Source organism: Acinetobacter sp. 797_lipA (assembly GCF_058243025.1).
Genome location: NZ_JBZAYQ010000001.1, coordinates 116,894 through 142,288, shown reverse-complemented (window position 1 = coordinate 142,288; position 25,395 = coordinate 116,894). Strand labels below are relative to the sequence as shown.

21 protein-coding genes are annotated in these 25,395 nt (G+C 37.6%); 5 read left to right on the top strand and 16 right to left on the bottom strand.

The annotated features are described in order from the left end of the window. Positions 1 to 16: 16 nt before the first annotated feature. From AC4CU2_RS00620 to AC4CU2_RS00610, 3 genes are all read right to left on the bottom strand, one after another. The gene (locus AC4CU2_RS00620; protein WP_490768149.1) at positions 17 to 787 is read right to left on the bottom strand and encodes a transporter; all 771 of its coding nucleotides are present in this window, start codon (positions 785 to 787) and stop codon (positions 17 to 19) included. 14 nt (positions 788 to 801) lie between these two features. Further along, the gene (locus AC4CU2_RS00615; RefSeq protein ID WP_004978318.1) at positions 802 to 1,344 is read right to left on the bottom strand and encodes a hypothetical protein; all 543 of its coding nucleotides are present in this window, start codon (positions 1,342 to 1,344) and stop codon (positions 802 to 804) included. A 139-nt stretch (positions 1,345 to 1,483) separates the two neighbouring features. After that, entirely contained in the window at positions 1,484 to 1,858 is a 375-nt protein-coding gene (locus AC4CU2_RS00610) for an HPF/RaiA family ribosome-associated protein (RefSeq protein ID WP_094148409.1), read from the bottom strand. Positions 1,859 to 2,549: 691 nt separating this feature from the next. Here AC4CU2_RS00610 and AC4CU2_RS00605 point away from each other — a divergent pair. Next, a complete protein-coding gene (locus AC4CU2_RS00605; RefSeq protein ID WP_395474997.1) occupies positions 2,550 to 3,281 on the top strand; it encodes an outer membrane protein OmpK in 732 nt (243 codons plus the stop codon). Between the two features lie 96 nt (positions 3,282 to 3,377). After that, positions 3,378 to 3,884 carry a GNAT family N-acetyltransferase gene (locus tag AC4CU2_RS00600; protein ID WP_035326298.1) on the top strand — a complete coding sequence of 169 codons (507 nt, stop codon included), beginning with the start codon at positions 3,378 to 3,380 and terminating at the stop codon, positions 3,882 to 3,884. On the opposite strand, the gene AC4CU2_RS00595 is transcribed toward AC4CU2_RS00600, so the two are convergent. Further along, on the bottom strand, positions 3,873 to 4,379 hold the full coding sequence (locus tag AC4CU2_RS00595; RefSeq protein WP_395474995.1) for a DUF1877 family protein: 507 nt from the start codon (positions 4,377 to 4,379) through the stop codon (positions 3,873 to 3,875). The two genes, AC4CU2_RS00600 and AC4CU2_RS00595, sit on opposite strands and share 12 nt — an antisense overlap. A gap of 196 nt (positions 4,380 to 4,575) precedes the next feature. Between AC4CU2_RS00595 and AC4CU2_RS00590 the strand changes: the two genes are divergently transcribed. Then, positions 4,576 to 5,298, top strand: coding sequence for a hypothetical protein (locus AC4CU2_RS00590; RefSeq protein ID WP_395474994.1), 723 nt, complete (start codon positions 4,576 to 4,578; stop codon positions 5,296 to 5,298). A 95-nt stretch (positions 5,299 to 5,393) separates the two neighbouring features. Here AC4CU2_RS00590 and urtE read toward each other — a convergent pair whose 3' ends face one another. The 6 genes from urtE to AC4CU2_RS00560 all read right to left on the bottom strand — a co-directional run bounded on the left by urtE (position 5,394) and on the right by AC4CU2_RS00560 (position 11,990). Further along, positions 5,394 to 6,092 carry an urea ABC transporter ATP-binding subunit UrtE gene (urtE, locus tag AC4CU2_RS00585; RefSeq protein WP_395474992.1) on the bottom strand — a complete coding sequence of 233 codons (699 nt, stop codon included), beginning with the start codon at positions 6,090 to 6,092 and terminating at the stop codon, positions 5,394 to 5,396. A gap of 10 nt (positions 6,093 to 6,102) precedes the next feature. Further along, positions 6,103 to 6,921 carry an urea ABC transporter ATP-binding protein UrtD gene (gene urtD, locus AC4CU2_RS00580; RefSeq protein WP_004691767.1) on the bottom strand — a complete coding sequence of 273 codons (819 nt, stop codon included), beginning with the start codon at positions 6,919 to 6,921 and terminating at the stop codon, positions 6,103 to 6,105. Next, on the bottom strand, positions 6,918 to 7,991 hold the full coding sequence (gene urtC, locus AC4CU2_RS00575) for an urea ABC transporter permease subunit UrtC (RefSeq protein WP_005401483.1): 1,074 nt from the start codon (positions 7,989 to 7,991) through the stop codon (positions 6,918 to 6,920). Before urtC ends, urtD begins: the two co-directional genes overlap by 4 nt. A 4-nt stretch (positions 7,992 to 7,995) precedes the next feature. Continuing rightward, positions 7,996 to 9,627 carry an urea ABC transporter permease subunit UrtB gene (gene urtB, locus AC4CU2_RS00570; protein WP_201701902.1) on the bottom strand — a complete coding sequence of 544 codons (1,632 nt, stop codon included), beginning with the start codon at positions 9,625 to 9,627 and terminating at the stop codon, positions 7,996 to 7,998. Positions 9,628 to 9,723: 96 nt separating this feature from the next. Then, positions 9,724 to 11,007 carry an urea ABC transporter substrate-binding protein gene (urtA, locus tag AC4CU2_RS00565; protein WP_395474991.1) on the bottom strand — a complete coding sequence of 428 codons (1,284 nt, stop codon included), beginning with the start codon at positions 11,005 to 11,007 and terminating at the stop codon, positions 9,724 to 9,726. Between the two features lie 518 nt (positions 11,008 to 11,525). Further along, positions 11,526 to 11,990 carry a 3'-5' exoribonuclease gene (locus AC4CU2_RS00560; RefSeq protein WP_255031896.1) on the bottom strand — a complete coding sequence of 155 codons (465 nt, stop codon included), beginning with the start codon at positions 11,988 to 11,990 and terminating at the stop codon, positions 11,526 to 11,528. A 193-nt stretch (positions 11,991 to 12,183) separates the two neighbouring features. Between AC4CU2_RS00560 and AC4CU2_RS00555 the strand changes: the two genes are divergently transcribed. Together AC4CU2_RS00555 and AC4CU2_RS00550 are read left to right on the top strand one after the other, a co-directional pair. Next, a complete protein-coding gene (locus AC4CU2_RS00555) occupies positions 12,184 to 13,380 on the top strand; it encodes a Cro/CI family transcriptional regulator (protein WP_255031897.1) in 1,197 nt (398 codons plus the stop codon). 4 nt (positions 13,381 to 13,384) lie between these two features. Then, positions 13,385 to 15,793 carry a S8 family peptidase gene (locus tag AC4CU2_RS00550; protein WP_439036099.1) on the top strand — a complete coding sequence of 803 codons (2,409 nt, stop codon included), beginning with the start codon at positions 13,385 to 13,387 and terminating at the stop codon, positions 15,791 to 15,793. 496 nt (positions 15,794 to 16,289) lie between these two features. Here AC4CU2_RS00550 and AC4CU2_RS00545 read toward each other — a convergent pair whose 3' ends face one another. The 6 genes from AC4CU2_RS00545 to AC4CU2_RS00520 all read right to left on the bottom strand — a co-directional run bounded on the left by AC4CU2_RS00545 (position 16,290) and on the right by AC4CU2_RS00520 (position 25,368). After that, positions 16,290 to 19,271, bottom strand: a complete 2,982-nt coding sequence (locus AC4CU2_RS00545; RefSeq protein WP_419283677.1) for an NACHT domain-containing protein — start codon at positions 19,269 to 19,271, stop codon at positions 16,290 to 16,292. 478 nt (positions 19,272 to 19,749) lie between these two features. Further along, the gene (locus AC4CU2_RS00540; protein WP_419283680.1) at positions 19,750 to 21,207 is read right to left on the bottom strand and encodes a TniQ family protein; all 1,458 of its coding nucleotides are present in this window, start codon (positions 21,205 to 21,207) and stop codon (positions 19,750 to 19,752) included. Positions 21,208 to 21,245: 38 nt separating this feature from the next. Beyond that, entirely contained in the window at positions 21,246 to 21,803 is a 558-nt protein-coding gene (locus AC4CU2_RS00535; protein ID WP_419283683.1) for a hypothetical protein, read from the bottom strand. Between the two features lie 28 nt (positions 21,804 to 21,831). After that, positions 21,832 to 22,827 (bottom strand): TniB family NTP-binding protein, encoded by a 996-nt coding sequence (locus tag AC4CU2_RS00530; protein ID WP_255031929.1) that lies wholly within the window; start codon positions 22,825 to 22,827, stop codon positions 21,832 to 21,834. Next, positions 22,827 to 24,743, bottom strand: coding sequence for a TnsB C-terminal domain-containing protein (locus AC4CU2_RS00525; protein ID WP_395474988.1), 1,917 nt, complete (start codon positions 24,741 to 24,743; stop codon positions 22,827 to 22,829). Before AC4CU2_RS00525 ends, AC4CU2_RS00530 begins: the two co-directional genes overlap by 1 nt. Beyond that, positions 24,733 to 25,368: a TnsA endonuclease N-terminal domain-containing protein gene (locus tag AC4CU2_RS00520; protein WP_061524353.1), complete on the bottom strand. Its 636-nt coding sequence runs from the start codon at positions 25,366 to 25,368 to the stop codon at positions 24,733 to 24,735. Before AC4CU2_RS00520 ends, AC4CU2_RS00525 begins: the two co-directional genes overlap by 11 nt. Between the last annotated feature and the right edge of the window lie 27 nt (positions 25,369 to 25,395).

The window sequence follows — 25,395 nt, the reverse complement described above, 5'->3', positions numbered from 1 at the left end:
ATGTTCTTTTTTCTAATTAAAATAAGTATGAAACGCCAAGGCCTGAATAATAACTTTTATCTGCACCATTTAAGTCGACACCAACACTTGCGTCCAACTGCATCCGATTATTCACCGCATACATGACACCTGTACCGAGCGCATATTCATTGTCTTGACTTTCTGCTTTACGATAAACCAATTCAGAAAAACCGCTGAGTTTATCGGTAAATTGATATTCTAAAGTCGGAATTGCAGAAATGGCCCAATCACTATTTTGCACTTCATAACGCATAGTGATGGATGTCGACACGAGGTCGCTATAATCGTATGCCACCACAGATGACAGACTATAAATATCATTTTCATTGGTGAAACCATCATTACCTGTGGCAATAATCGCTTCAGCCAGTACCGCCATAGTCAAGCGTTCATCATCCAAAGGAATCGCCGCTTTCACACCCACACTGACATCACCCAAACCATCTGTTTCAGACTTATTGCCTGCCACTTTCATTTGTTGCCAAGAGGGCCCAGCCCAACCCAATTGCAATTCGATGTTTTCAGCTAAACCTGTGCGCAATAACATATCTGCATTTAAGCTGGTGGTTTTGACTTTTTCACCATCAGCCGTGGTCGATTCAGCATAGTGCGCATTGGCCAAGCCCTGCTCCCAAGCCAACTGCCCCACAGGCGTAATCCCTGTCCCTATGCCCGAACCTGGGCGGTCAAAGGAAAAATCTGCAGCCATCGCATTCATACTGAACCCAGCGGCTACACATAAACCTAAATGTTTTAATTGCATCATGATGATCTCGCTGTTTAAGCTAATTCTTTTGTCATTTTTGCACCATGCTGACGAAGCAACTCTAAAGTTTGCTTTTCTTCAGCCAATGCTTCGGCCCAATTAATTTCGTCAAACTCACAATCAAAGAATAAATCGCTAATTGAAGATAAAATAGTTAAGCCATCTTCATCTTTGGTGTTTGGATCGACTTTTTCGTCCAACAAACGCTTGACCGCTGGCGCACATGCAGCACTTGCAGCATCCCAAAGTGGGCCATAAATTTCTTCTGTATCCCACAAATGCAAGTTTGCTTTGCCATGAATCAGTTGTTCTAAAATATCTAAATGTACCGCTAGAGTCTGTTGTTTTTCTTGTTCTGACAGTGGTGCACCTGCTTCATACGCTTCGCAAATCGCTTCCCACCATTTGAATAAGCCGTCTGACCAAACAGAAATCACAGGTCCTTTTTCAGGATCGATAAAATTGAGACTTAACCCATCGGTCAATAGACGTTGAACTTGTTGAAGATCTAATTCTTCAAGTGCTTGCACGAAAGCTTGTTGTTGCGCGGTTAACATGGAGATGACGCTCTTCAATTCAGTTTATTCTATTATGCCGAATAAACGGGATATTTGTTATCCGTAATGTTGGATAAAAGTGAGTGCCCAGCATTAAAAAAGCCCCTGATTGAGGGGCTTTTTTTAAATTCGGTGAGGTTTAATCTTCCTCATCATCAACTAGGCCATCATCCTGATCTGCATATACAGGTTGGCCAGTACGCGGTTTATCATTTTTTTCAAAGGTATGTTCTAAACTACGTTTCAGGCGATCGATCGCGCCATGAATCGCAGTATCGACATTATGACCTTTATGATTTACAACCACGGGTTTTAAACCTGCTGGACGCGCTTCAATCATACATTGAATGTCGTCATCTCCGCCTTTATGGCTATTGGCATCACTTAGATGCACTGAAAAGTGGGTAATTCGCTCACTGTGACGTTGAAATTCTTGATTCAGCTCTTCGCGTATATAACTAATTAAACGGTCACTATTTTGAATGTTTTTATCTGTACGGATTTCTATGTTCATAAAATAACATCCTCTCTCTTTCTTTATTCGACTCTTTTTTTGTACGAAGATTTTTATCTCTTAGCACACTTGTAACTTACTGTTTTAACAGTATTCGACCATCTTCAATTGCTTTGGAATGTAACCTCCATCGATTGAATGATGAACACTTTTGAGTCTGCAGATCTGTGTCCTTCTCCTTTGAATATCGGGCCTAACTGAAAATTATGCAAGTGATATTTTTAAAAAAATATGAAAAGGATACTTATTGTGACAAGCCCTTACTTGCATGGCCAGAAACAGATGGATTTGATTCCATCTTCTCGCTATTCAGGTGACTTCATTGGCTAGAATGAACAAGAAAAATCTAATGATTATGACAACTTCAATTACGGCAGGAATGACTCCACTCATCGATCATTCACTCTTTGCAAACATCCCCAAATAAGTGCAAACGCTGTTCCATTCTAGGATTTTCCCGAGCTGTATCATGTCGATATTGCTAAATTTATTATTCAATCACCTAACATTTTTTCCATGAAGGTCCATATCAAATTAAGTGTCATGCCTGAAAGGCAACATTAAACCATTTGGTAAAAAAAGTATAAAAAATGGCTCATTTTGATATCTATTTTCCATGACGTTCGTCAAATTTGGCTTTATTTTTGCTTAATAATCGGTATCCTGTATCCGATTTTTTGGGGAAATATTCATGAAACTGACTCAACTTGCTGCTTTCTTAGCATTATCTTCTGCTGCGGCAATCTCTCAAGCTGCGCCAATTTGGCAAGACTTTAGCATCACTGGTTTATATGGTGAAAACTACAAATCACCGTTCGAAACTGAAGACGAAAAGCTTGAGCAAACAACCATTACTGCAGAATACGCAGCGGGCTTCAAATATGGCGATTTCTTCGCTTTCGCTGACCGTACCAACAACGATGCTGATGGCAATGGAACTTACTTTGAAGTTGCACCACGTTTCAGCTTAGGTACAATGACAGGAACTAAACTTGAGCTTGGCCCAGTTAAAGATGTGCTAGTTGCAACGACATGGGAAGGCGGTGAAGGTTTCAATAACTACCTCTATGGTATTGGTTTTGCCTTAAATGTGCCATATACACAGTATGCAAACATCAACTTCTACAAAGCAGATAACGACCTGACTGATGATGATTATCAAATGACTATCACCTATGCAGTACCGTTCAAACTTGGTTCTGAAGACTTTTTAGTTGATGCCTTCCTTGACTGGTCAACTGCTGAAGATGACCATGCAAGCGAGTTAAACTGGACTAGTCAGTACAAATGGAATGTAGGTAAACACATTTCTCCAGATACACGCCTATACGTGGGTATCGAGCACTCAGTTTGGAATAACAAATACGGCTATAAAGGCGTTGACCAAAATGACGTAAGTGCGTTAATCAAATACCACTTCTAATTCACTTTTGTGAATATCCAAAAGCAAGACTTCTGTCTTGCTTTTTTTTATGCAAAAGCAGCATGATAAAGCCCCAACGCATACAACCTTGCCTTCATGTCTTTTCTCATTCGTCCAGCTACTGAACACGATCTGCCCGCGATCCAAAATATTTATAATGCAGAAGTCTTACATGGCATGGCCACTTGGAATGAACATGCCTATGATTTAGCGCATTTCCAAAAACAATTACTACACTTTCAACAAAACCAATTTCCATTTTGCGTGGTGGAAGACCAAGAAACGCAGGCCATTGCAGGCTTTGCAGACTATGCCACCTTCCGTAATTTTTCAGGCTATCGTTATACCGTTGAGCACTCAATTTATATTTCACCCAACTATGCCCGTCAGGGCTTAGGTCAACAGCTTTTAGCGTATTTGATTGAACAAGCAAAAATGCAGCACATGCATGTCATGGTTGCAGGGATTGACCACGCCAATCTGGCTTCAATTGCTTTGCATGAAAAGTTTGGCTTTGTACAAACTGGCTATATGCCCCAAGTCGGACAAAAGTTTGGGCAATGGCGTGATCTGGTGTTGATGCAACTGCTGTTAAATCAGTGAGGTCGGGACTAACTTGTCACTGGTTACGCTAATTACGGCATATGTATGCTTGGCCGCATGTTCATAAAAGTTTCTGAGCTGAGCAAAGACTAAACTCAACTCGGCAAATTGCAATTCAATCGATTCGGTCTGGATGCCATGTTCCTGTCCTAAGCGTTTCAAACAATTGGTTTGCATATGCTTTTTAAAGTCTTCGATATCCAGTTTTTCTAAAGCTTCCTGGACTTCAACCACACGCACCGCGGTGTTATAACGTACCTCTGTAAGTTGTTTTTGGCGCTCTGCCAAGTGATGCTCGGCTTGCACACTCAAAGCCAGTAAAGAAGTGCCAGACTTAAAACTGCCTTGCAATAAGGTCTGTAAGATTTTCCAGTTTTTACCTAAAAGCAGATGTGACTCGATGTGCTCCGAATTCAGCACATCGTCGACAGAAATAGATTCTAAAATCAACGTTTCCAAAGCATTGGGCGGAATACTTAATAATAATGTGTCCATATGGCTGCTCTTATTGTTGTTGCTTTGCACTAGCTTAACGCGTCTAAAAGCACACTGCTCAAACAATTTGTATGAGTAATTTTTCAGTTTCCATCATTACTCTATCTTAAATAATTGCGAGCTCCTAAAGATTGTCCCTTTACTTCGAATAGCTCCCTATGTTTTATTCAAAGCATAACGAAAATGGAATCAAATCATGCCTAAGTATCCATTCTTGATTGGACTTTTAACTGTAAGCACACTCGCTTCAGCAGACGACACCTTTGAACAAGAACTTCGCCAAGGTTGTGCCAAAATCAAAAGCTCTGCCAGCACTGGTAAGAAATTTTATGATCAAAAACAATATCAAAAAGCGTTAGAGCAATTTCAGTATCAGGCGACGTGGTCTTCTTTTTGTTTAATGAATCAACCTGAAAGTGGTGTATCCCTCACTGAACGTGATGTCGAAATTGCCAACAACAATGTCGGTTTAAGTTATAGCAAGTTGGGAAAACCGCTTTGGGCTAGAGCATGGTTTTTGCGTAATGCTGAGTCGAAATCCAGTCAATTTAATTTAAAGCAACTGCCACTCCCTAAACAGTCAGCAACACTGGCAGGTAAATATGTGCAGTATGCAGGCTTTGGGCAGTGGAATCAGATTGAGGTAAAACCGCTTAAGAATGTATATCAAATTGAATTTAATGGTCTTTATATGGGACTACGCAGTCTCATCTATGGACCCAATATTGGCGAATTTGAAACCACCATGCCGCTAAATCGAACTCAAGCGCAATATCAGGTCGATGACTGTAAAATAAATTTAAAGTTCGCCTTCGATCCCAAAATGGGACACACCATCCGTGTCAGCGAAACCAATACAATGAGCTGTGGTTTTGGGCACAATGTTTCGGCAGACGGTATATTTCTAAAAGTAGACTAAGATCGCGATTCAAGATTCAAGATTCAAGATTCAAGATTCAAGATTTTCATTATTCTCCCCCCTCTCTCTTTGGAAGAGGGGGAGAATAAAAAAGCTTAAATCGCTACCAATTCTCGAATACCTTTTGCAGGCATTTCACAGCCTGCCCCTTGCGCAATCACTTGTCCACGGGCCATGACGGTATATGCATCGGCCAGCTCCTCGGCAAAATCATAAAACTGCTCGACCAAAACCACCGCCATGTCGCCGCCATCCGCCAGTTTACGAATCACTCGGCCAATGTCTTTGATAATAGAAGGTTGAATGCCTTCTGTAGGCTCATCCAAAATTAACACCCGAGGCTCTGATGCTAAAGCACGCGCAATCGCCAGTTGCTGCTGCTGCCCCCCTGATAAATCCCCACCTCGGCGGTGCTTCATTTCATCTAAAATTGGGAAAATTTCATACAAATGCTCAGGCACTCTTCGAGTTTTCGCTCCCTTAAACTTGGCCATGCCAATCAGGATATTTTCTTCAACCGTTAAGGTTGAAAAAATATCACGCCCTTGCGGCACATAAGCCAAACCTTCACGCACGCGTTGCTCGGGACTCATTTTCGAGATGTCCTGACCATCAAGTAAAATCTGTCCGGACTTAATCGGTAAAATCCCCATTAAACATTTAAGTAAAGTCGTTTTCCCAACGCCATTACGCCCCAGCACCACGGAGCACTCTCCTACAGGTGCTTGAAAGGAGACATCTCTTAAAATATGGCTGCCACCGTAAAACTGATTGACGTCTTTGACTTCTAACATGGTCGGCTCCTTAACGTCCTAAATATTTCTCAATCACATCTTCATTGGCCTGTACCTCAGCCAATGTACCTTCGGCTAAGATCGCCCCTTGAGCCAGTACCGTCACCTTCTCACTGATGGTGTCGATAAAGCTCATGTCATGTTCAACCACCACCAAGGTGTGATTTTTCTTCAGTTCTAAACATAGCTCAGCTGTTCGTTCCGTTTCGGCATCGGTCATACCGGCCACAGGTTCATCAAGTAGAATCAACTTAGGACGTTGCATAAGCAACATACCGATTTCCAACCATTGCTTTTGCCCATGTGACAACAGCCCCGCAGGTTTGTGTACCCATTCTTCGAGTCGTATTTGAGCCAAAGACTCATCCAAAGCCAGCTGTGCATCGGGGTCAAGTTTGCTAAAAAAGCTTTTCTTCACCCGCTTATCTTTTGGTGCAGCAAGCAGTAAGTTTTCCATCACGCTAAAGTTTTCAAATACCGTTGGTTTTTGAAATTTACGTCCAATGCCTGCTTCCGCAATTTGCTCGGTACTCATCTTGGCCAAATCATAGTTTTGCCCAAAAAAAGCAGAGCCTTCTGTCGGTCGGGTTTTTCCCGTAATCACATCCATTAGTGTGGTTTTACCTGCCCCATTGGGCCCAATGATGCAGCGTAGCTCCCCTTCTTGGATGTATAGCGATAAATCATTTAAGGCACGAAAAGCATCAAACCAAACACTAACTTTTTCCAAGTACAGTGCAATCCCATGACTGAAGTCGGCACCTTGTTCTTTGGGACGTCCATAGCCGTCTGAAGCATGGCCACCATGAGGTTGTATTAGCTCACTCATTCGCTACGCTCCTTTTTAAAACGGTCAAATAGACCAATGACACCTTTGGGTAAGAAAATGGTGACCACAATAAATAGAGCACCCAAGATCAATAACCATGCTTCTGGATAAGCCACGGTGAAATAGGTTTTCACGCCATTAATTAACCCTGCACCCAAAATTGGACCAATCAAAGTCCCACGCCCACCCGCAGCCACCCACACCGCCATTTCAATCGAATTAACGGGGTTCATTTCACTCGGGTTAATAATGCCAGCCTGAGGCACATACAATGCTCCTGCAATACCTGCAATCACTGCGGACAGCACCCATGCAGAAAGCTTGTACCACAGCGTACGATAGCCCAAATACTGCAAGCGGTTTTCACTGTCCCGAATTGCCCCCAGCACACGACCGTAGGGTTTATTCATGAGATGACGCAACCCCACGAAGCACAGCATCAACACCAAAGCCGTTAAGGAACATAAGGTGGCACGCATGGGTGCAGAAGTGATGTCCATGCCTAAAATAGTCTTAAAGCCTGTAAACCCATTGTTTCCGCCAAAGCCTGTTTCATTGCGGAAAAATAACAGTGCCGCAGCAAATGTCATCGCCTGCGTAATAATCGAAAAATACACGCCTTTAATTTTGGAGCGAAAGGCAAAGAAACCAAAGATGAAGGCCACCACACCGGGAACCAACACCACCAAGGCCAAAGCCCATAAGAAATGATTGCTACCCACCCAATACCACGGCAGTTCAGTCCAGCTTAAAAAACGCATAAAGTCAGGCAGGCTGTCACCTGCCGTCTGGCGCATCAGATACATGCCGAAGGCATAACCACCAAGGGCAAAGTACAAGCCATGGCCTAGGCTTAAAATGCCTGCATAACCCCAAACCAAGTCCAACGCCAAAGCCACCAGAGCCAAGCACATGATTTTGCCAATCAAGGTGACCCAATACGCAGAGAGATGAAAGGCTGAATCGACTGGTAGTAAATGTAACCAAGGCAGGATCAGCATCACCGCAAAGCAGACCGCAATAGCGAGCGCACTATAAGGTTTATCGGAAAATAAAGAAGTGATTTTCATGCGCTTACTCCACAAAACGGCCTTTGATGGCAAACAAACCTTGTGGACGTTTTTGAATAAACAAAATCACAAGAACCAGTAGAATAATTTTTGCAAGAACAGCCCCCATCCCAATTTCAAGGACCGTACCGCTGATCCCTAAACCAAGCGCCGCCAGCACAGCTCCCCAAACTTGTCCTACACCACCCACCACAACGACCAAGAAAGCATCGATAATATAGTTCTGACCCAAATCAGGCCCAACATTGCCCACTTGTGCTAAGGCACAGCCCGCTAGACCAGCTAAGCCTGAACCCAGCCCAAAGGCCAACATATCGATACGGCTAGAGCGAATACCAACAGCACGTGCCATTTGACGGTTTTGTGTCACTGCACGAACAAACAGACCAAAGCGAGTTTTATTAAGCAGGTAAACCAACAGCAGTAGCACCGCAATCGTAAACACAATAATGGCAATCCGGTTATACGGCAGCATTAAACTTGGACTCAGCGCAATACCGCCCGATAACCAAGAAATATTCGAGACTTCAACATTTTGTGCGCCAAAAATCATCCGCACCAATTGCATCAAAATCAGACTGACCCCAAAAGTGGCCAACAAGGTTTCAAGCTGACGACCGTACAGTGGACGAATCACCGTCCGTTCAATCAACATGCCAATCAACGCGCTCACCAAAAAGGCCGCAGGAATGGCAGCAATCAAATACCAATCGACATAGCTACCCAAGTAGGCCTTAAACAGGCTTTGCACCACATAGGTGGTATAAGCCCCAATCATAATCAACTCACCATGCGCCATATTAATCACACCAAGCAGACCATAAGTGATGGCCAACCCGAGTGCTGCTAGCAGTAAAATGCTGGCTGTACTGAAACCAGAAAACACATGCCCTGCCCATTCACTGGCCTGAATCCGTGTTTTAATCTGACTTTTGGCATCTACCAACACAGCTTTGAGTTCGGGGTTCAAGTTTGATTGAGTTAAAGCTTGCTCAACCAGTGCCAGCACCTCGGGACGGTTGGAATCGGTAAGGACTTTAGCAGCATGAATTTGGACTAAAACATCTGGACTTTCAAAGTCGAGGCGCGCTTTAAGCTGCGCCAAGCGCTGTTTAACTTTATTATTTTGTTCATGCAGGTAGAGCTGATTAATCTGCGCAACATTCAGTTCAGACAGATTATTTTCTAAAATATCAATGGCTGCTAAACGTTGGGCAGATTCTTCAGATTTTAATTTGGCCTGTGCTTGTCCAAAGTTTAAGGCTTTACGTAAAGTGTTTACCAAAGTCACCTGAGACAAATCCGCTGGCCAAGTTTCAATCACTTGCTCATCGGGATAACGCAATAATTTTTCATTATTTTTTAAAATATACGTCGTGCCTACACTGTCCCGATACAGCTCATCACTGTCGATCAGTGCCACCAGTCGATCAAATTCTTCAATCGTCCCCGGCCATTGGTTGAGCATGGCACGGCGCTCAGCAAACTCAGCTTTGACAAAACGTTGAATCGTATCATTCGATGCTGATACGCTTTGGGTCTGAGCAGCAAGTTGAGCCTCTTCAGCCCAAATACTGCTACTCACGAGCTGTGCCATTGCGCACAACAGTGCAGCACAAAAAAAATTAAGATTCATAATATGACTTCCTTAAGCTTGCTTAAAACATCTCAAATCGAGATGTGCTTACTGAAAAGCCCACAGCGATCGCAGCAGGCTCAACGCTTAAGAAAATTATTTAGGAATGTACGGACTCCAAGGTTCCGCCTTAATCACATTTGGTGTTTTATAGACCACGTCAAACTGACCATCACCACGAATTTCCCCAATCATCACTGGTTTTTGTAGGTGATGATTTTCAGCATCCATTTTTAAGGTATAGCCTGATGGTGCTTTGAACTCTTGACCAGCCATCGCAACACGAACTTTATCAACATCGGTGCTGCCTGCTTTTTCAACCGCTTGCTTCCACATATTGATGCCCACATAGGTGGCTTCCATCGGGTCATTGGTCACGATTTTGTCAGCATTCGGCAGCTTATACTGCACCGCATACTGCTTCATTTTATTCACAAATTCAGTATTGGTCGGGTTTTTCACCGACATGAAATAGTTCCAAGCAGCCAAATGTCCAACCAATGGTTTGGTATCAATACCACGGAGTTCTTCTTCACCCACAGAGAAAGCCATGACAGGAATATCTGAAGCTTTAATGCCTTGGTTACCCAGCTCACGATAGAACGGTACGTTAGAATCACCATTGATGGTTGAAATGACCGCAGTTTTCTTACCTGCAGCAAATTTCTTCACATTACCAACTATGGTTTGATAGTTACTATGACCGAAGGGGGTGTACTCTTCCATGATGTCCGCATCGGCCACACCTTTGGACTTCAAGAACGCACGTAAAATTTTATTGGTGGTGCGTGGGTAGACATAGTCCGTACCGAGTAGCACAAAACGCTCAGCTTTGCCACCTTCCTCACTCATCAAGTATTCCACCGCAGGAATCGCTTGTTGGTTTGGCGCAGCACCCGTATAAAAAATGTTTTTAGACTGTTCTTGCCCCTCATACTGCACGGGATAGAACAATAAACCATTCAATTCTTCTACCACTGGTAACACAGACTTACGCGATACCGATGTCCATGAACCAAAAATCACCGCGACTTTATCTTGGGTAATGAGTTGACGTGCTTTTTCAGCAAATAAAGGCCAATCAGATGCAGGATCAACCACCACAGGTTCTAATTTTTTACCCAGTACCCCACCATTGGCATTAATTTCATTGATGGTCATCAAGGCCGTATCTTTGAGTGAGGTTTCAGAAATTGCCATGGTGCCTGAGAGCGAGTGCAAAATTCCGACTTTGATGGTGTCACCACTGCTCACTGCCGCTGCTGGCTCAGACGTTGCTGTTTCCGCTTTCTCCGCAGGTTTTGAACAACCTGTCAAAGCAATAGTCCCCATCATTGCAGTTGCAAGGAATGCTTTCGTGAGTAATTTTTGTTGGAACATCTTGATTTTCTCCAAACTTGAAACTTAGGGTGCATTTTGCAATGCATGATTGTTATTCGTGCTATGAATGCCAATTCAATTTCTATGCCAAGCGGGATTTAATGATATACAAATCATTATCAAATTTTTAATTATTTTAATATTTATCAATAATTTATTAATTTTTAAATGCACTGCATTTTAGGTGGATTTGCGCCCAAATGGCTACTTTTCTGCATACAAACTTGTATACATCATGTGTTCCAAATCAATTCATTTCGCCTAATTCAGTCGATTGATCTGGAAAATTGTGCACAGATTAGGCGCAATTTTATTGCTCATCTGCGCAGCAAAAAGCCCGCCATATGCGGGCTTTTTGATTTTATCCTTAGCCGTACTTAATGTCAGTTGTAGGATAACTTTATAAAAAAATAGCCTAGCCCCCGCTCAACTAAGCCTTTTGAAGCATAAATCTATAAATTAAATTGTAGGATAATATTATAAAAAGCCACTTTTTTGTGGCTAATTTCAATGCCAACTCACTTTACAATCTTATGGGCGTACTTCAATGCATAATCTATGCTCAAAGCTCTAGCATCAGCTAAAGCATTGTGGGGAATCATAGAGTTCTTCGTAGTGAGTGACAAATCGAGTAAGAAACCTAATACTGGAACATTGATACATTGCCCTTGTCCTAAGAGCAAAATACGGTTAAATAGCTCTATATCTGAAGGATAGTCAGCTACGATAGTAATGTGCTCCTCTTGTTGAGAGTCTACCTCCCATAAGAAACTGCACAACTTGTTCACTAACTCCCATATAGGAATAGCTGATTGTCCTAAAATTGGCAGGACATGTTGTTCAACAAAAGGACCAGGATCCTTACAGCTCACCACCTCATAAAACTCATATTTGCCGTCGGCAGACACTAAGCCTAATGAAATCAATTCACCTGTACCTTGATCATGCCAACCATTAAATTCACAATCCAAGAATAAATACATTTTTTGTCATCGGAACACAAGATATATTTAAAATATGCTTTTAGTTATAAAAAGTATAGTTTTCTTTATATAAAAACCAATTTTTGGCATAAGTTCACGCAAAAACACAATATTTATCTGATTTTTTGCTATATAATACTAGAAATTAGTTATAGTTTTTTATTTTTTGGAATAGAAAGCAATTAGGTGGAACATGCAACATTATTCAATTGTTGTCGCTATATGCAGAGCAGCACTACAAGTCGAAAATCCAGCCATATCAGGTCATGTTGAAAGGTTGATAAAAGCTTTGGAGAAAGATGAAGAGGTAGATCAAGTTGCTGGATTAAAAAAGCTTTTACAAGCTAAAAAAAAGAATATAGAAATCTTGCCGAGCAGAGTTATTCTTTCATCAAATGCTTTAAGTGGTGAACAATTGATTCCAACAGTAAAGGCTCCTGTTGATAGAGAAACAAGTGCACCATTAGCCGAAATTATTTTCCCTAAAGCTAAGCCTATAACTTTGCCAATTTTCGAAAGCGGATTGGCTTCAAGTATCAATAATATTTTGGATGAGTGGAAACATGTTGATAAATTAAAAATGAAGGGAATTGAGCCTGCATTATCTTTGATGCTTTTTGGAGCGCCTGGTACGGGTAAAACACTATTAGCACACCATATTGGTGAAACATTAGGATTACCTATTATTGTGGCACGCCTTGATGGATTGCTTTCATCATTTTTAGGTACAACAGCACGAAATATTGCAAATCTTTTTGCTTTTGCAAATAGATATAAATGCATCTTATTGTTAGACGAATTTGATGCAATTGCTAAGTTACGTGATGATCCGAATGAACTTGGTGAGTTAAAAAGAGTCGTAAATACATTACTCCAATGTTTAGATGAAAGAAGTAAGATAGGATTTACTATGGCTATTACCAATCATGAATTACTTCTAGATTCAGCTATTTGGCGTAGGTTTGATTTAAGAATCGAAATTCCAAAACCTGTTGCTTTAGCACGACGTACCATGTTACAGAACCACTTTAACGATTTAATTAAAATAACAGATGTTCAACTGGACTTTTTAGTATGGTTATCAAAAGGTTATAGCGGATCAGATATTGAGAAATTGGCATTCTTTATTCAAAGGAAAATTGCTATTCTAGACAAAGAATTTCATTTTTTAGAAACAATTAAAGAATATTTGCGTTTGAATGCAAACACAAATAGTAATGATCGAAAACAAAAGGTATTAAGCTCACCTGAAGAGTTGGCTCAAGTGTTAAGCCATGATACTGAGTTAGGGTTTTCACAGATGAAAATAGCTCAACTATTTGGCGTAACACAGCCTAAAATTAGCAAAATGTTAAATTCAAATAAAGATATCGTAGCTTTAGAAGGATAAAAATATGAGTAATAACCCAGTACAAATTGTCCTAAATACACAAAACTATGTAGTGGCCAATAATAAGCCACCAGGTGGAGGCCATAAGGATTTTTATGCTGGGCGTGATGAAGATTTCAAAGATCATAAGCAAAATTTGATTGATGAAATTCAATATCTTAAAAGTAGTAAAATGCTCAAAGATAATGAAGTTATATATGCTACTGTTGAATTGCAATCAGCTGCATGGGCTAAAAGTCATAAACCAACAGATAAACTTTTTCCTTTAAAAAAAGTACGATCTATTGGTGGCAATGAGCTCGGACGCTTAATTGTTGAATTATCTGAAGAAGATCTCCAAACAGCTGAATTAGCTGTAATCTCTGCTGAAGAAAAAACAAATTGGGTAAAAGATAAAAAAGGTAAACTAGTTGCTAAACCAAGTGCTCAAAGGAGTGAGGTTGGTGCAATTAGTACAATTAGAGCTTATTCAACCCAAGAGCGAAGAAATTTTACGATAGAACAAGCTTGGAATTGGTTAAGTGATGCTAGAACAGGTGGAGCTTATTATATAGAAACGTTCTACTCAGCTGATTTTGTTTCACAAACTGTTAATGACAAGCAGAAGAGCCAGTCTTTAAAGTTATTGAGAAAATTTAAAGCTAGCTTAACTGGATTAGATATCCCAATTTCTGTAACAGAAGTGAATAAGGATTGGCTTTCTAACACTTTTTTTGTAATTAAAATGAATCGCCCAAATGGAGCAACACTTGAAGATCATGAGTCATTACTTGCCTTTTTAGATAATTCACAAATTGTCAGATCTATCTTTCTTCCACCAATTTTACAAGCATCCAATGAGTCCACAGTTAGTGAATCTGTTTATACTTTGAATTTACCGCAAGCAGGTAAAAATTATCCTGTGGTTGGAATTATTGATTCTGGTGTTGCTGACATTGATGCCTTAAATTCATGGAGTATTGGGAGTTCTGATTTTGTATTTCCAAATATGAAGAAAACTGATCATGGTACATTCATTGCTGGACTTGTAAGTGCAGGTAAAGAGTTAAATCCTCTACCTGAGTTAGAAGAAAGTGAATGTAAGTTTTATGATTTGGGGATATATCCAGATGAAAAGAAATTTTCATATTACTATCCAAATGGGTTTATAGATTTTCTTGAGCAGCTTGAAATTGAAATAGCAGATGCAGTTTCAAAAGGGGTTCGTATTTTTAATATGAGTTTGTCTGTTGAAACTTTAGTTGAGGATACCCGCTATAGTTTCTTTGCAAATACAATAGACCAGATATGCGACAAATATGATGTAATTTTTGTATTGCCAGCAGGTAATTTAGATCAAAATACTGTAAGAAAACCTTGGCCATCAGATGATAAAGATGCTTTGCAAATGCTTGCAGAGTATAGACATTCAGGAAAAGATAGACTTTACCAACCAGCAGATAGTCTACGTTCTATTACAGTAGGCGCTTTAGATCCAAGCTCAATGACAGGTCATGTAAAACCAGCCCAGTATACTAGAAAAGGACCTGGTCCATCATATGGAGCAAAGCCCGATATTGCACATGTGGGTGGAGGGTTAACAAAATCACATGGCCTTTATTCGATAAGCCCTGATGGCAATTTATGTCAAGGTTGTGGTACTAGTTATGCTGCTCCTTTAGTAGCAAAAACGCTTGCAGCACTAGATTTTGCAATTGAAGGAAAAGTACTAAGAGAAGCTTTATGTGGATTGTTATTGCATAATTCTGAAATACCAGAAATATTACAATCGAAAAATTTAAAAAGAATTGCAAAAGATTACGTTGGGGTTGGATTACCTCAAAATGCTAGTTCATCACTATTATTAAATAATCATGAAATTACAATGGTTTTTAATGGTGAAGTTGGGCATAGACAGCAAATGGTTTTTGATTTTGCATGGCCATCTTGCCTAGTTACTTCAGAAGGGAAATGTCTTGGTAGTGTGAAAATTACGACAGTATATCGTCCTCCTATTGAACGAGAAAATGGGGCTGAATTCGTTCTAGTAAATATAAACACATGGCTAAGACAAGCTAAAATTGATAAAAATACTGGAAATATCTCTTATCGTGGAATGATTCGAAATGAAAAAGCAGATAGTGGTTTAGAAAAAGAAAGAATTGCACAAGGAGCTAAATGGTGGCCAATCAAACAATCAAGTGATGTATTTATTGAAGGCGTGGGACAATCCTCACAATGTCGTTTAGTGGTAGAGCCATTAACTAGAGCGGATTATGTAATTAAAGAACCGATACCATTTAGTGTCATAGTAACAATTAGTGATCCTAATCAAGTAGAAGATGTATTTAATGCTGTCCGAAGCCAGTTACAGTCCGAGGGTGTCCAGCTTTCTGATATTAGAACAGCATTGCGACCACGTTTACAGTCTTAGAAAGATTTAATTTTTAGTAATTAGAATGATTATCAAACTGACGTAGTTTTAAAACAAGCAACCTTAATATCTATGATGGATTTAAATTTTTTAGCGTGGTTGAATATTCCAATAATATTAATATATTGATACTTCTATTCTTCTTTAGAAAATCATTGATTTTTAAAGAAGAATTTAATAGAAAATAGTCAGCGGATATAGTTTTTTCTTTTCCCTAATTTTTTTATACAGGCTAAAGAACAAGGATATAGCAATATTTTAGTGAAATGAAATTAATTTTTTCTAATTCTTTGTCATGATAAAATAGTTAATGCTTCTTTTACAAATAGGAAAATAGCGAATATTTCTATTAATTCAACACATTAATTGATAGTATTTTTTATTTTTTTAATAGCATGTATGAAAATTTGAATTATTTGTATTGCAGACTTATTCACTAATAAATAAGTCTGCAATAATAAATTTATCTATATAAAATTATTATTAGAAATTTTATCTACTCTCTCATCATTTTTTTAACTCGTTCAAATTCTACACAGGTCTGATTCTCTTCCATAATTTTTCTAACACCATCAAATTCCTCTGAAATATAATAGTGTGGCTCTTTCCGTTCACGTGTTGTTGTAATCTTTTTCTCTTTTAAGAAAGAGATAGATAATAATTTATCTAATAGGGCATAATTATTTTTAAATCTATTATTTACATTTTGCTTAGGTATAATTTTAAAACCAATTCCTTTCCAAAAAAAGCGTATAACATCTCTCAAAAATTTATCATTTAAGTCTCTCTCCTTTACTCCTTTTTCTTTTATTTCATCAAAATATCCTTGTAAGCCATCATACCTACAAGTTGAATTATCAATATTATTTTGTGTAAGACTAGATGAAATTTGAGAATTTTTGCGCAATTTTGGCAAGAAAGTACTATTTCTAAAATAAGTATCTTCATCAAAATCACATTCAAAGAAATTTTCAAAATTTTCAAAATGACAATTGTTAAATTTCAAACCTTTAAAGTCAAAATTTATTTTTTTATTGATAGTATGTAAATTAATTAAAGAAAAATTTTCAATACATTTTCCTGTCATGAATATATCCTTTAATAATGCAGTTCGTGCTTCTTTACTGTACTCATTATTTAATAGCAATAGTATAAAGAAAGAAGATGTGATGTGTTTTTTATTAATATTAATAATATCTGAATATTTATTCGGGTCTAATTCAGTTAAGTCGGCTAATAGAAGATATAGATCAGATTTAAGTTTCTCTGTATCATTAATTCGAATCTTTAAATCCTCAACAAAATCATTATCATAATTGACATAGTCTTTTAAAATATCAATTAAATACGAGTTAAGGTTCGATAACTTAACATCATCTTGCTCAAAAAACACACATAAAGATAATTCTTTAAAGTATTCTTCAAAAAAGTCATATCTAAAGCTCAAGATGCCATCTAACTCCTTTAATAAAGGATGAGCATTAAACTTGGTTAAATTCTTTTGAGAGAATTTTTTAGATAGTAATTCTTTTAATTGTAATTGATTTAAAGTTCCTGAATAACGAAGTGCCATATCCATGAATAATTCTAATTGTTCATCAATATTAGTATTATCTAGTTTTTTAATTTCTCGTTCACAAACTTTACCTATTAGAAAGTCATGTGTATTCTTGAATGATTTTAATAGTTTGCTATCAAAACTAGCTTTACCTAAGCCTTCCTCATCAGAAATAATAATTTCTCTTATCATATCAAGTATATATGGAACATAACTACCACTGATTTCATAATCACGAGCCATATTTATAGCTTTTTTTTGCTTACTACCATCATCAAATATCTTTCTAAAATATTGTTCAGCTAGATCTTTATCAAAAGGTAATATTTCAATTTCACTTATATTATTTAATTCAACTAAATCATTACTCCAAAAACTGTCACGGCAGGTAATAATAATCTTTGTTTTTCCTAAACTTCCTAAATACTCTGTAGTGATTGAATTCATGAGTTTCACTACATCAAAGTCACTACCTTTTTTAGCAATAACTTCATCAATACCATCCAAGACAATTACTAAATTACCATTATCAGCAGAAAGACTAAATGTATGTCTATTAAATCTTTTTTTAGTATTATGTACTTCTGCTAATACTTGATAGAAGTCATATAAATCAGTTATTTTTCCTGAGGACATTAATTCATTAATAATTCCATGTGAATTAATAAACAAATATTTTGTATCATTTACATCAGGAGTTAAGACTCTATTTTTCTTATGAATCTTGTATATAAACTGCCTAGCAACTGTTGTTTTTCCAACACCACCAGGACCTTTTATAACTAAAATTGGACTTTCATCATTTTTAATCCATTCGTCAAAAAATAAATCTGATTTTATTTTCTCTCCATTAGTTTGTTTAATATCAGGTGAAATATATACATTATGAGATGAAGGTTTTTCAATAGAGAAAATCTCTTCTAACAGTTCTTCCTTATAAATTTTACTTATAGAAAAGTTTTCTAGGTATTCAACTTTTACAGCTTTTTTGTTTTTTTCAAGCTTTTCTTTAAATAATTTCTCAATTCTATCCAGATCAATAGTACCTCCTACTCTATTTTCTTTATCTACTAAAATAAAAATATTTGAAGCTTCTCGTAGATTTTGTAAATAAAATGAAAAAATATTATTAATAGTTTTTTCTTGGCGCGTGAAAGAAGTTATATAAATAAAAATTTGAGCAGGATTTAATTCTGAAAGTACTTCAAATATTTCAAAATAAATTCCAGATTTATTTCTAGCTTCTTCTCTTAAATGAACGGTAGCAGAAGGAAAGTGTTTAGTTTGAAATGCTTCAACAATCCTTCTAATACTTCTTTTATCTCGCTTTTGAATATTTCTACTATTTTTTTCGACAATATTTATTAAAGTACTAGTCTGATTATTAGGTAATATAGAGTTTCTTGGTGAATTTTGTTTAATTGATCGTACAGGAATAACATTTTCTTTCATACCATCTGATAAATCTCTTTTTAGAGTAATATAGAATGGTGCATGATGTAATGTTAATAATAGCAATACTTTTCCTTCTACATTAATAGTTTCAAATTCAAAAAAATCATCTATATTAATTATATTATCAGTCGAACTTATTGAATAATTACATGTGGTTTCTAATCGTGTAATTAGATCTGATTTTAAATTTTCTAAATCTAGCAATTCTTTTAAATCATCACCATCTGAATTCGTAAAAAAATTGTTTTTTTCTGCTGTTTTTTCATTAAACCCAAAAATAAAATACCTAGGAGAATCATTATTATCATATGTATTAAACATCGAAATAAAATCTTTTAAAAACTCATCCCAACCTTTCTGTTTTAAATTTTCTCTTTCTAATTTCCAGTACCAAAATGATTTAAATTCCAAGCATAAACTTTCATCTTGTTGCAATAGCTTTTCTAATAAAATTTGGTGTTCCATTAATAAAATCCATTATAAAAATTACAGTTGACCTTCCAACAAATAACCAGAGTTAAAATAGAGGATGAAAAATCTTTAGAGAAAGGTTACTTCATTATTTTGATGTAATACTCTGTATGTAATTGTAACCCTGAAAAAAATATTTTGCATCATCTTGAATTCCTACCAACACCACAACGATCACTATTTAATCAAAAATAGTGATGAGCTAATTTTAAAATTCAATATGAAATGATGTACTTAAATAAACTTTTCTGTGTTTTTTCAAGTACAAAAATTATTTCGCTATTACTTGTTGATACGATCACTATTTTTCTTTTAAATTTTTTATAGTCTCTTTTTTCAATTAAAGAAGTAGTATTAATTTCAAAATTTACACAATCAAGAACCCTCAGATGATTTTGTATTAAATCATCTGAGAACATTTATAATTTTTTTATCATACTAAATTATTTTTTTCGAAAAAATTAATAACTATTTAGATTAAAGCAAAATCTGTAAATTGCTTAAAACTTAAAGGACGATCAGCAACGTAGAGTTGCCCAAACTCAATCTGCCCAGCTTGCATAGCTAGAACTAATCGAACTATTGAGTAGCCTCTACGCTGCATGCTTATCATTGAGAGTGATCCCGAAAGTGTGGGGCTCTTCCGTGCTTTCTGGCTCAAGCTTACTATCAGCTCTTGGCATTGTGCTTTATCAATGATCCAATCCCGGTTGAACGTATCTGGGCGCTGAAACGTATGTAATATACCGGCATCTAACAACTGCTTTAGCTGGTATCTTGTGAGCTGTAATGCCTCACAAGCCTCATCCATCGACCAATTTGAGGATATCTGTATTGCAAGGCCCTCAACCTGTTCACGGGAATAGTGCTTTTTCCCTTCAAAAACACGAGGTGTAAGCTTTTGTTGTTGTACTAATTTATCTACTCTATCTGGATGGCAATTAAGAATTTTGGCAGCTTCCTTTCTGGAAACAACATTTCGTTCTCGGGTAGTTAACTGGATGCGTGTTATACGCTTCGATTCTAAGACACTAGGCCAATAATTCTCTATGTAATGGTCAAATTCAACTTTGATCCGAGCAATTCCCTTGTTTTCACTCTGACGATGTAGAGACTCATATAAATCCCTAAAATGTTTATGTAAGCCACCGACTCCTTTATTACTCATCGGATGCTCAAGATACTGGTTGAGGAACTTGTAGTAAGCATCTGGCCAATTCTCAAGCATTGCCCATACGTACTGATAATGTTGAGCAAGCTCACTATTCGTCATTGAAAGAGGTTGAAACGAACCACCCAATAACCTTGATCTATAATGAGCAATAAAATGCATTACGCTAAGAGACTCTCGAAGCTCCAAACCTTGCAGAATTTCAGGGTAAGTAACACCATTTCTACCATTCAATAATGCTTCAATATATTGGCTGAGTTTGATTGCCTCAGACGGAGCAACATTACTTAATGAGTTGATAACATCAGTATCATCAAACTTATTTAAATACCTACGATACCAATTCAACCGTTTGCTAGTACCAGAATGCATATCTATCAATAATTTTCCATGTCGCACACATGCAAGGTATGGCAATAAGCTCCATTCAAATCTACAGAATCCAAATTCTTCAATACAATCTGGACATACTTTTGGATATTTAACGATTAGATAGGGCGTATCAATAACATTTTGAAAAGAGTGAGATATTGGCTCAATTTTAGAGGAGCAAGTTGCTAACCCAAGCTGCAATAAATACACATTGAGATCAAACTCACCAGTTAAAATCTGATGAACTGGTACACGATTATTTTTCCAAGCCAAACCAGCGTGACGCAGCAAATGACCTATGTGCTTAAAGCCATTTTTCTCTGATATTCGAATCAAATAACTAACTAAGCATTCATTTGGTTCGATGCTAGGTCTGGCGAGAAGCATCTCAATGATCTCACAATCGATAATAAAATATCTAATAGTTACTGAGATCTTAATGCTATCAGCCTATCTATGGAAAGCTCTTTCATCCCACTATAGTTCCGGAAACGTTTCATTAGTTTTTCTTTTGAAGCCAGATCCGCAAAATAGAACCCATCTGGTAGTGGTGAAGTACTTAGTCCGAGCTTACTCATAGAACACTTTATTAAACCGCAATATTCTTCTTTATTTTTAGTTTTAAATGCTTGCTGTAATGGCTCACATGTTTTACTGGTATAAGCTTCTGGCCCTACGCATTCGTACTCAGCTATCTTATTCCATGACCATATCTCTGGGTATCGATCAAGACACTTAAAACATTGTATCTGCATAATATCTGATACTTCTTTTTGATCAATACCAAGCTCAAGAAATAGCCCAGAAATGGCCCTATATCTATCCAAATTATTAACAGAATAGGTGCGATACCACTTTTTAGAAGAATTTACTAGAAATTTTTTAAAAGCTTTAATATCCGAAAAACCATTTTTCTTTCCTAAATCATTCAAGTAATCATCAAATGTTTGCTGATCATTTGGTCGTGATCGATCAAATAACACAATGCTTTACCTTGAAATAAATTATCATTTACCCTGCCAAACAAAACACTTTATTGCCTTTTGATACGCCGAACTCAACATATTCAGCATCGATGATCGCATTTTTATTTGCCCTATACCCAAAATGCCAGTCTGAATGAACGATGAGTTCTCTCAACACTAACTTGTCAATCGGCAGTAAAAAAGCATTATTTCGCTCATCAATACCATAGCTGCTAAGAACCTCGGCAAACAAATCCGTATCTACTTTCATGTCTTCCATTTCAGACATCATCTTAGCATCTCGAACAAGATTAGCCGTAGCTGCTAGATTTCCACTCGTTGCACTAAAACACCTTAGCGACATTGTAATTTCTTCTAGTTTAATCTTTTTAGAAAGCCCATATGCCTCAGATAGGCACATCAAGAGTCTTCTGTAATCATCACGCTCTTCGTTACTGCTAATCCTAAAGGGTGGAATGGTGTAGCGGTATGATATTCGACGTGCTAATTGCTGATTTGATTCAACGAGATATCTACTCCAAGGCATTCCCATAAAAATAATCGGTATCTCTGTATCATTGATTAGGTCTTTAAATAAATCTGCAATTCCTGTAACAACCTTTGCACTACGACGTTCAATGATCACCTGAATTTCATCAAGGATCAGCAACTCTATGCCAACCACCTTAAGCAACGTAATCAATCGCTCATAAAGTTCACCTTTGTTTCTCGCACCTCGTCCGCACTGTGGGTCGCCAATAGTGACCAACAACGATCTTAGGAATTCTTCTGGTGTAGAAACAGATCTTAATTCGTAGTGTAAAACAGGGATATGTGTCCGCTCCACTTGCTCTATTTTCGGATTATTCTTTGCATAATATTTTGCTAACTCAGATTTCCCACTTCCAGATTCTCCAGTTACCAACATGCAAGAAGCAACACCATATTTTTTCTTTTTATTGCGCAAAGAATCAAATAAGTTCACCATCTTTGTAAGAAATGGACTTTTAATGAATGGACGATCCTCGAAAGTAGTTTTCATTAGCCCATACTCCATCCATTTAAGCTGAGATTATCCCCATCATCTTCAAAATCAACTTTCATCGTACGATGTGAATTGTCCACCACAAGGCTGATATTAGGGACACCTGTTTTATCCGATCTTGCGGCTTTAGATGTTGTTACTTGCTTACTTCTTCGAACATTTCTTGCATGATATTCTTCACGCTCTTTAGCAAGTTGAATTTTAGCCTTTTGGAGATTCAGATTATCAAATTTTGATTGTCGAGCAGCTCTTGCAGCAGCTCGAATCTTATTATGTTCAAACTCAGAAAGATTGGAAGCATAAGAATATTTCAGGCAATCTACTTTTAAATAGACCTTATTAATCTTATCTAGCACCAAGATATAACCAATATCAAAAGGATTGTATTTTACAATTACTTCCCCAGGCCCATCTCTTCTATATAAATCTTTAAGAAGACTTGAGTCATAGTTCATCGAAAAAATTTCGATACCACTTTTATTCAGCGTACGTGTGGCAGTAGCCAGTAAAATAGTAGTCAACTCCATTTTATCTTCTACTGGCACCGGAAAGCACTCCTCCGAGCTAGCCCAAATTTCATAAGGTGTTAAATCTGAGTCTTCTAGAGGTGTATGGTGATACTCTTCTGTCACCCACTTCAAGAAATAGCGTTTAAACTCTGAAAATGTGAGCGCAGCTTCTTGCCTTGCGTCATAGCCATCACCAGATTTACCAATTTTTCTAACCACACCAGGCAAATCGTCAAGCACTAGTGCATTGACTATACCGAAAAAACGTTCAATACGACTTTTATAGTTACCTTTACGAATCGGACAATACTGAAAAACTGTCCCTATTTCATCCGCAACTGCAATAAATTTCTTACCCCAAAACTCATTCCCATTGTCTGTTACAAGCGTCGAAGGAATTCCATGAGCAGGCCAAGAACCGTCCAATTTCAACTCGTTCATAAAGTCATTTTTCGGTAAGAATGCATTCAAACAAGCCAAACAAACTGAGGCATATGAAGGTGCTTCAAAAGAAATTTGGAATCCAAGTAACATTCCAGAATAATGATCTATCAAAGCAGTGATATTAGGTCGGCCAAGTAAAGTCTTATAGTCATCATGTAGAACATGAATATCCAACTCTGTATGATCAAGCTCAACACGCTCTAAGACTCTAGTAGTAGTTATCCCACTTAATGCTTTAGCTAGCTCCGCCTGCAAAACTCGAGCACCGTATCGCCCTTTTCTCTTAGTTTGGTAAAGCCCACTTAATACACGGTTCTGAACAGTATGATATGTTGGTTTCTGAAGTGGTTCATCAGGATGATCTAAATTGTGTGACATAATTTTAGCTTCAACATTACGAACCACTGAAGCCATTGATGACTGGCTGAGTGTATAATATCGCTTTGCACAATATTCAATAATTTCAACAACCTTAGCATCAATCTTAGGATTTCTATGCCCTTTAAATCGATGCTTAGGATAAAGACCTTGTATCTTTAGACCTGCCTCGACAAAACTAGCATACCAACTTCTTACTGATTGCCAATGTGGTGCTTTCTCACCTAATTCTAAAGCGACTTCCTCTATCGTATTTCTGGCACTTTTCTCAGTGATTTTACTAATACCATTTTCTTTAAGCCTTTTGATATATTTATATTTTCTATTGGTTTCACGCTGTTCAGCTTCTGAAAGATCAATAAACTTAAGATCCCCAAAATCTCGCGATTCCGCAAGAAATTTGATACCTCCTGAAGCGTAAACTGTACCTAGTTCTTCTCGACTCAATCTAGATACGGCACCATTCTCAATATCTACTAAAACGACTTCTGCTTTTCCTACAGACCGAACCATAGCACGATGACAAGGAATACCCTTGTTAAACTCAATGATTACACCTTGTTCCCATAACTCAACAGACATCGAATTTCACCTCTGTTGTCATACTCAATGGCTCAGAGCGCATATCAAATCGCAAATACCCTAGCGCAATCCATGAATATATTTCTCTCAAGTGCGCTCGATCACCAAGTCTATGCACTAACTGTGCTAATGGCATCGAATCATTAATATCTTCGGCGCACTGCTGAAGATTCTTCATTTTTAATAAAGGGCGCTTTTTATATTGGTAAAGCTTTTCATAGTTTGATAGTAATGGCTGCTGATAGATTTCAATTTCACTCACTATCAAGAAGTCTGTATTAGTACCTTGCAAGAAATTGGAAAATCGAGAAAAGAGAAATTGATAGTGTTCAGTTTGAGCATTTTCAGAGGGTTTGACCTCTACATATTTCCTAACACCAGAAGTATAAATAACTTCAAAATCAGGTGTATAGATATTACATTCTCCATCATTATCAGAAACTTCAAATTTTCGAGGTTGCGGAAAATATGTCTCTACCTCAGTGTCAAATTCTAAATGAAGACAATATTTCGACTCTAAGATGGATTCAACAAGAATTGTCTTTCCATCATTCGCTTTTATTGAAGGAAAACGAACAATATTCTTAACAGCAGATTTCTGAATTTTGCGCGCAGGGCTATTCATTTTCTAGCTCATCCTGAACTTCCTTGT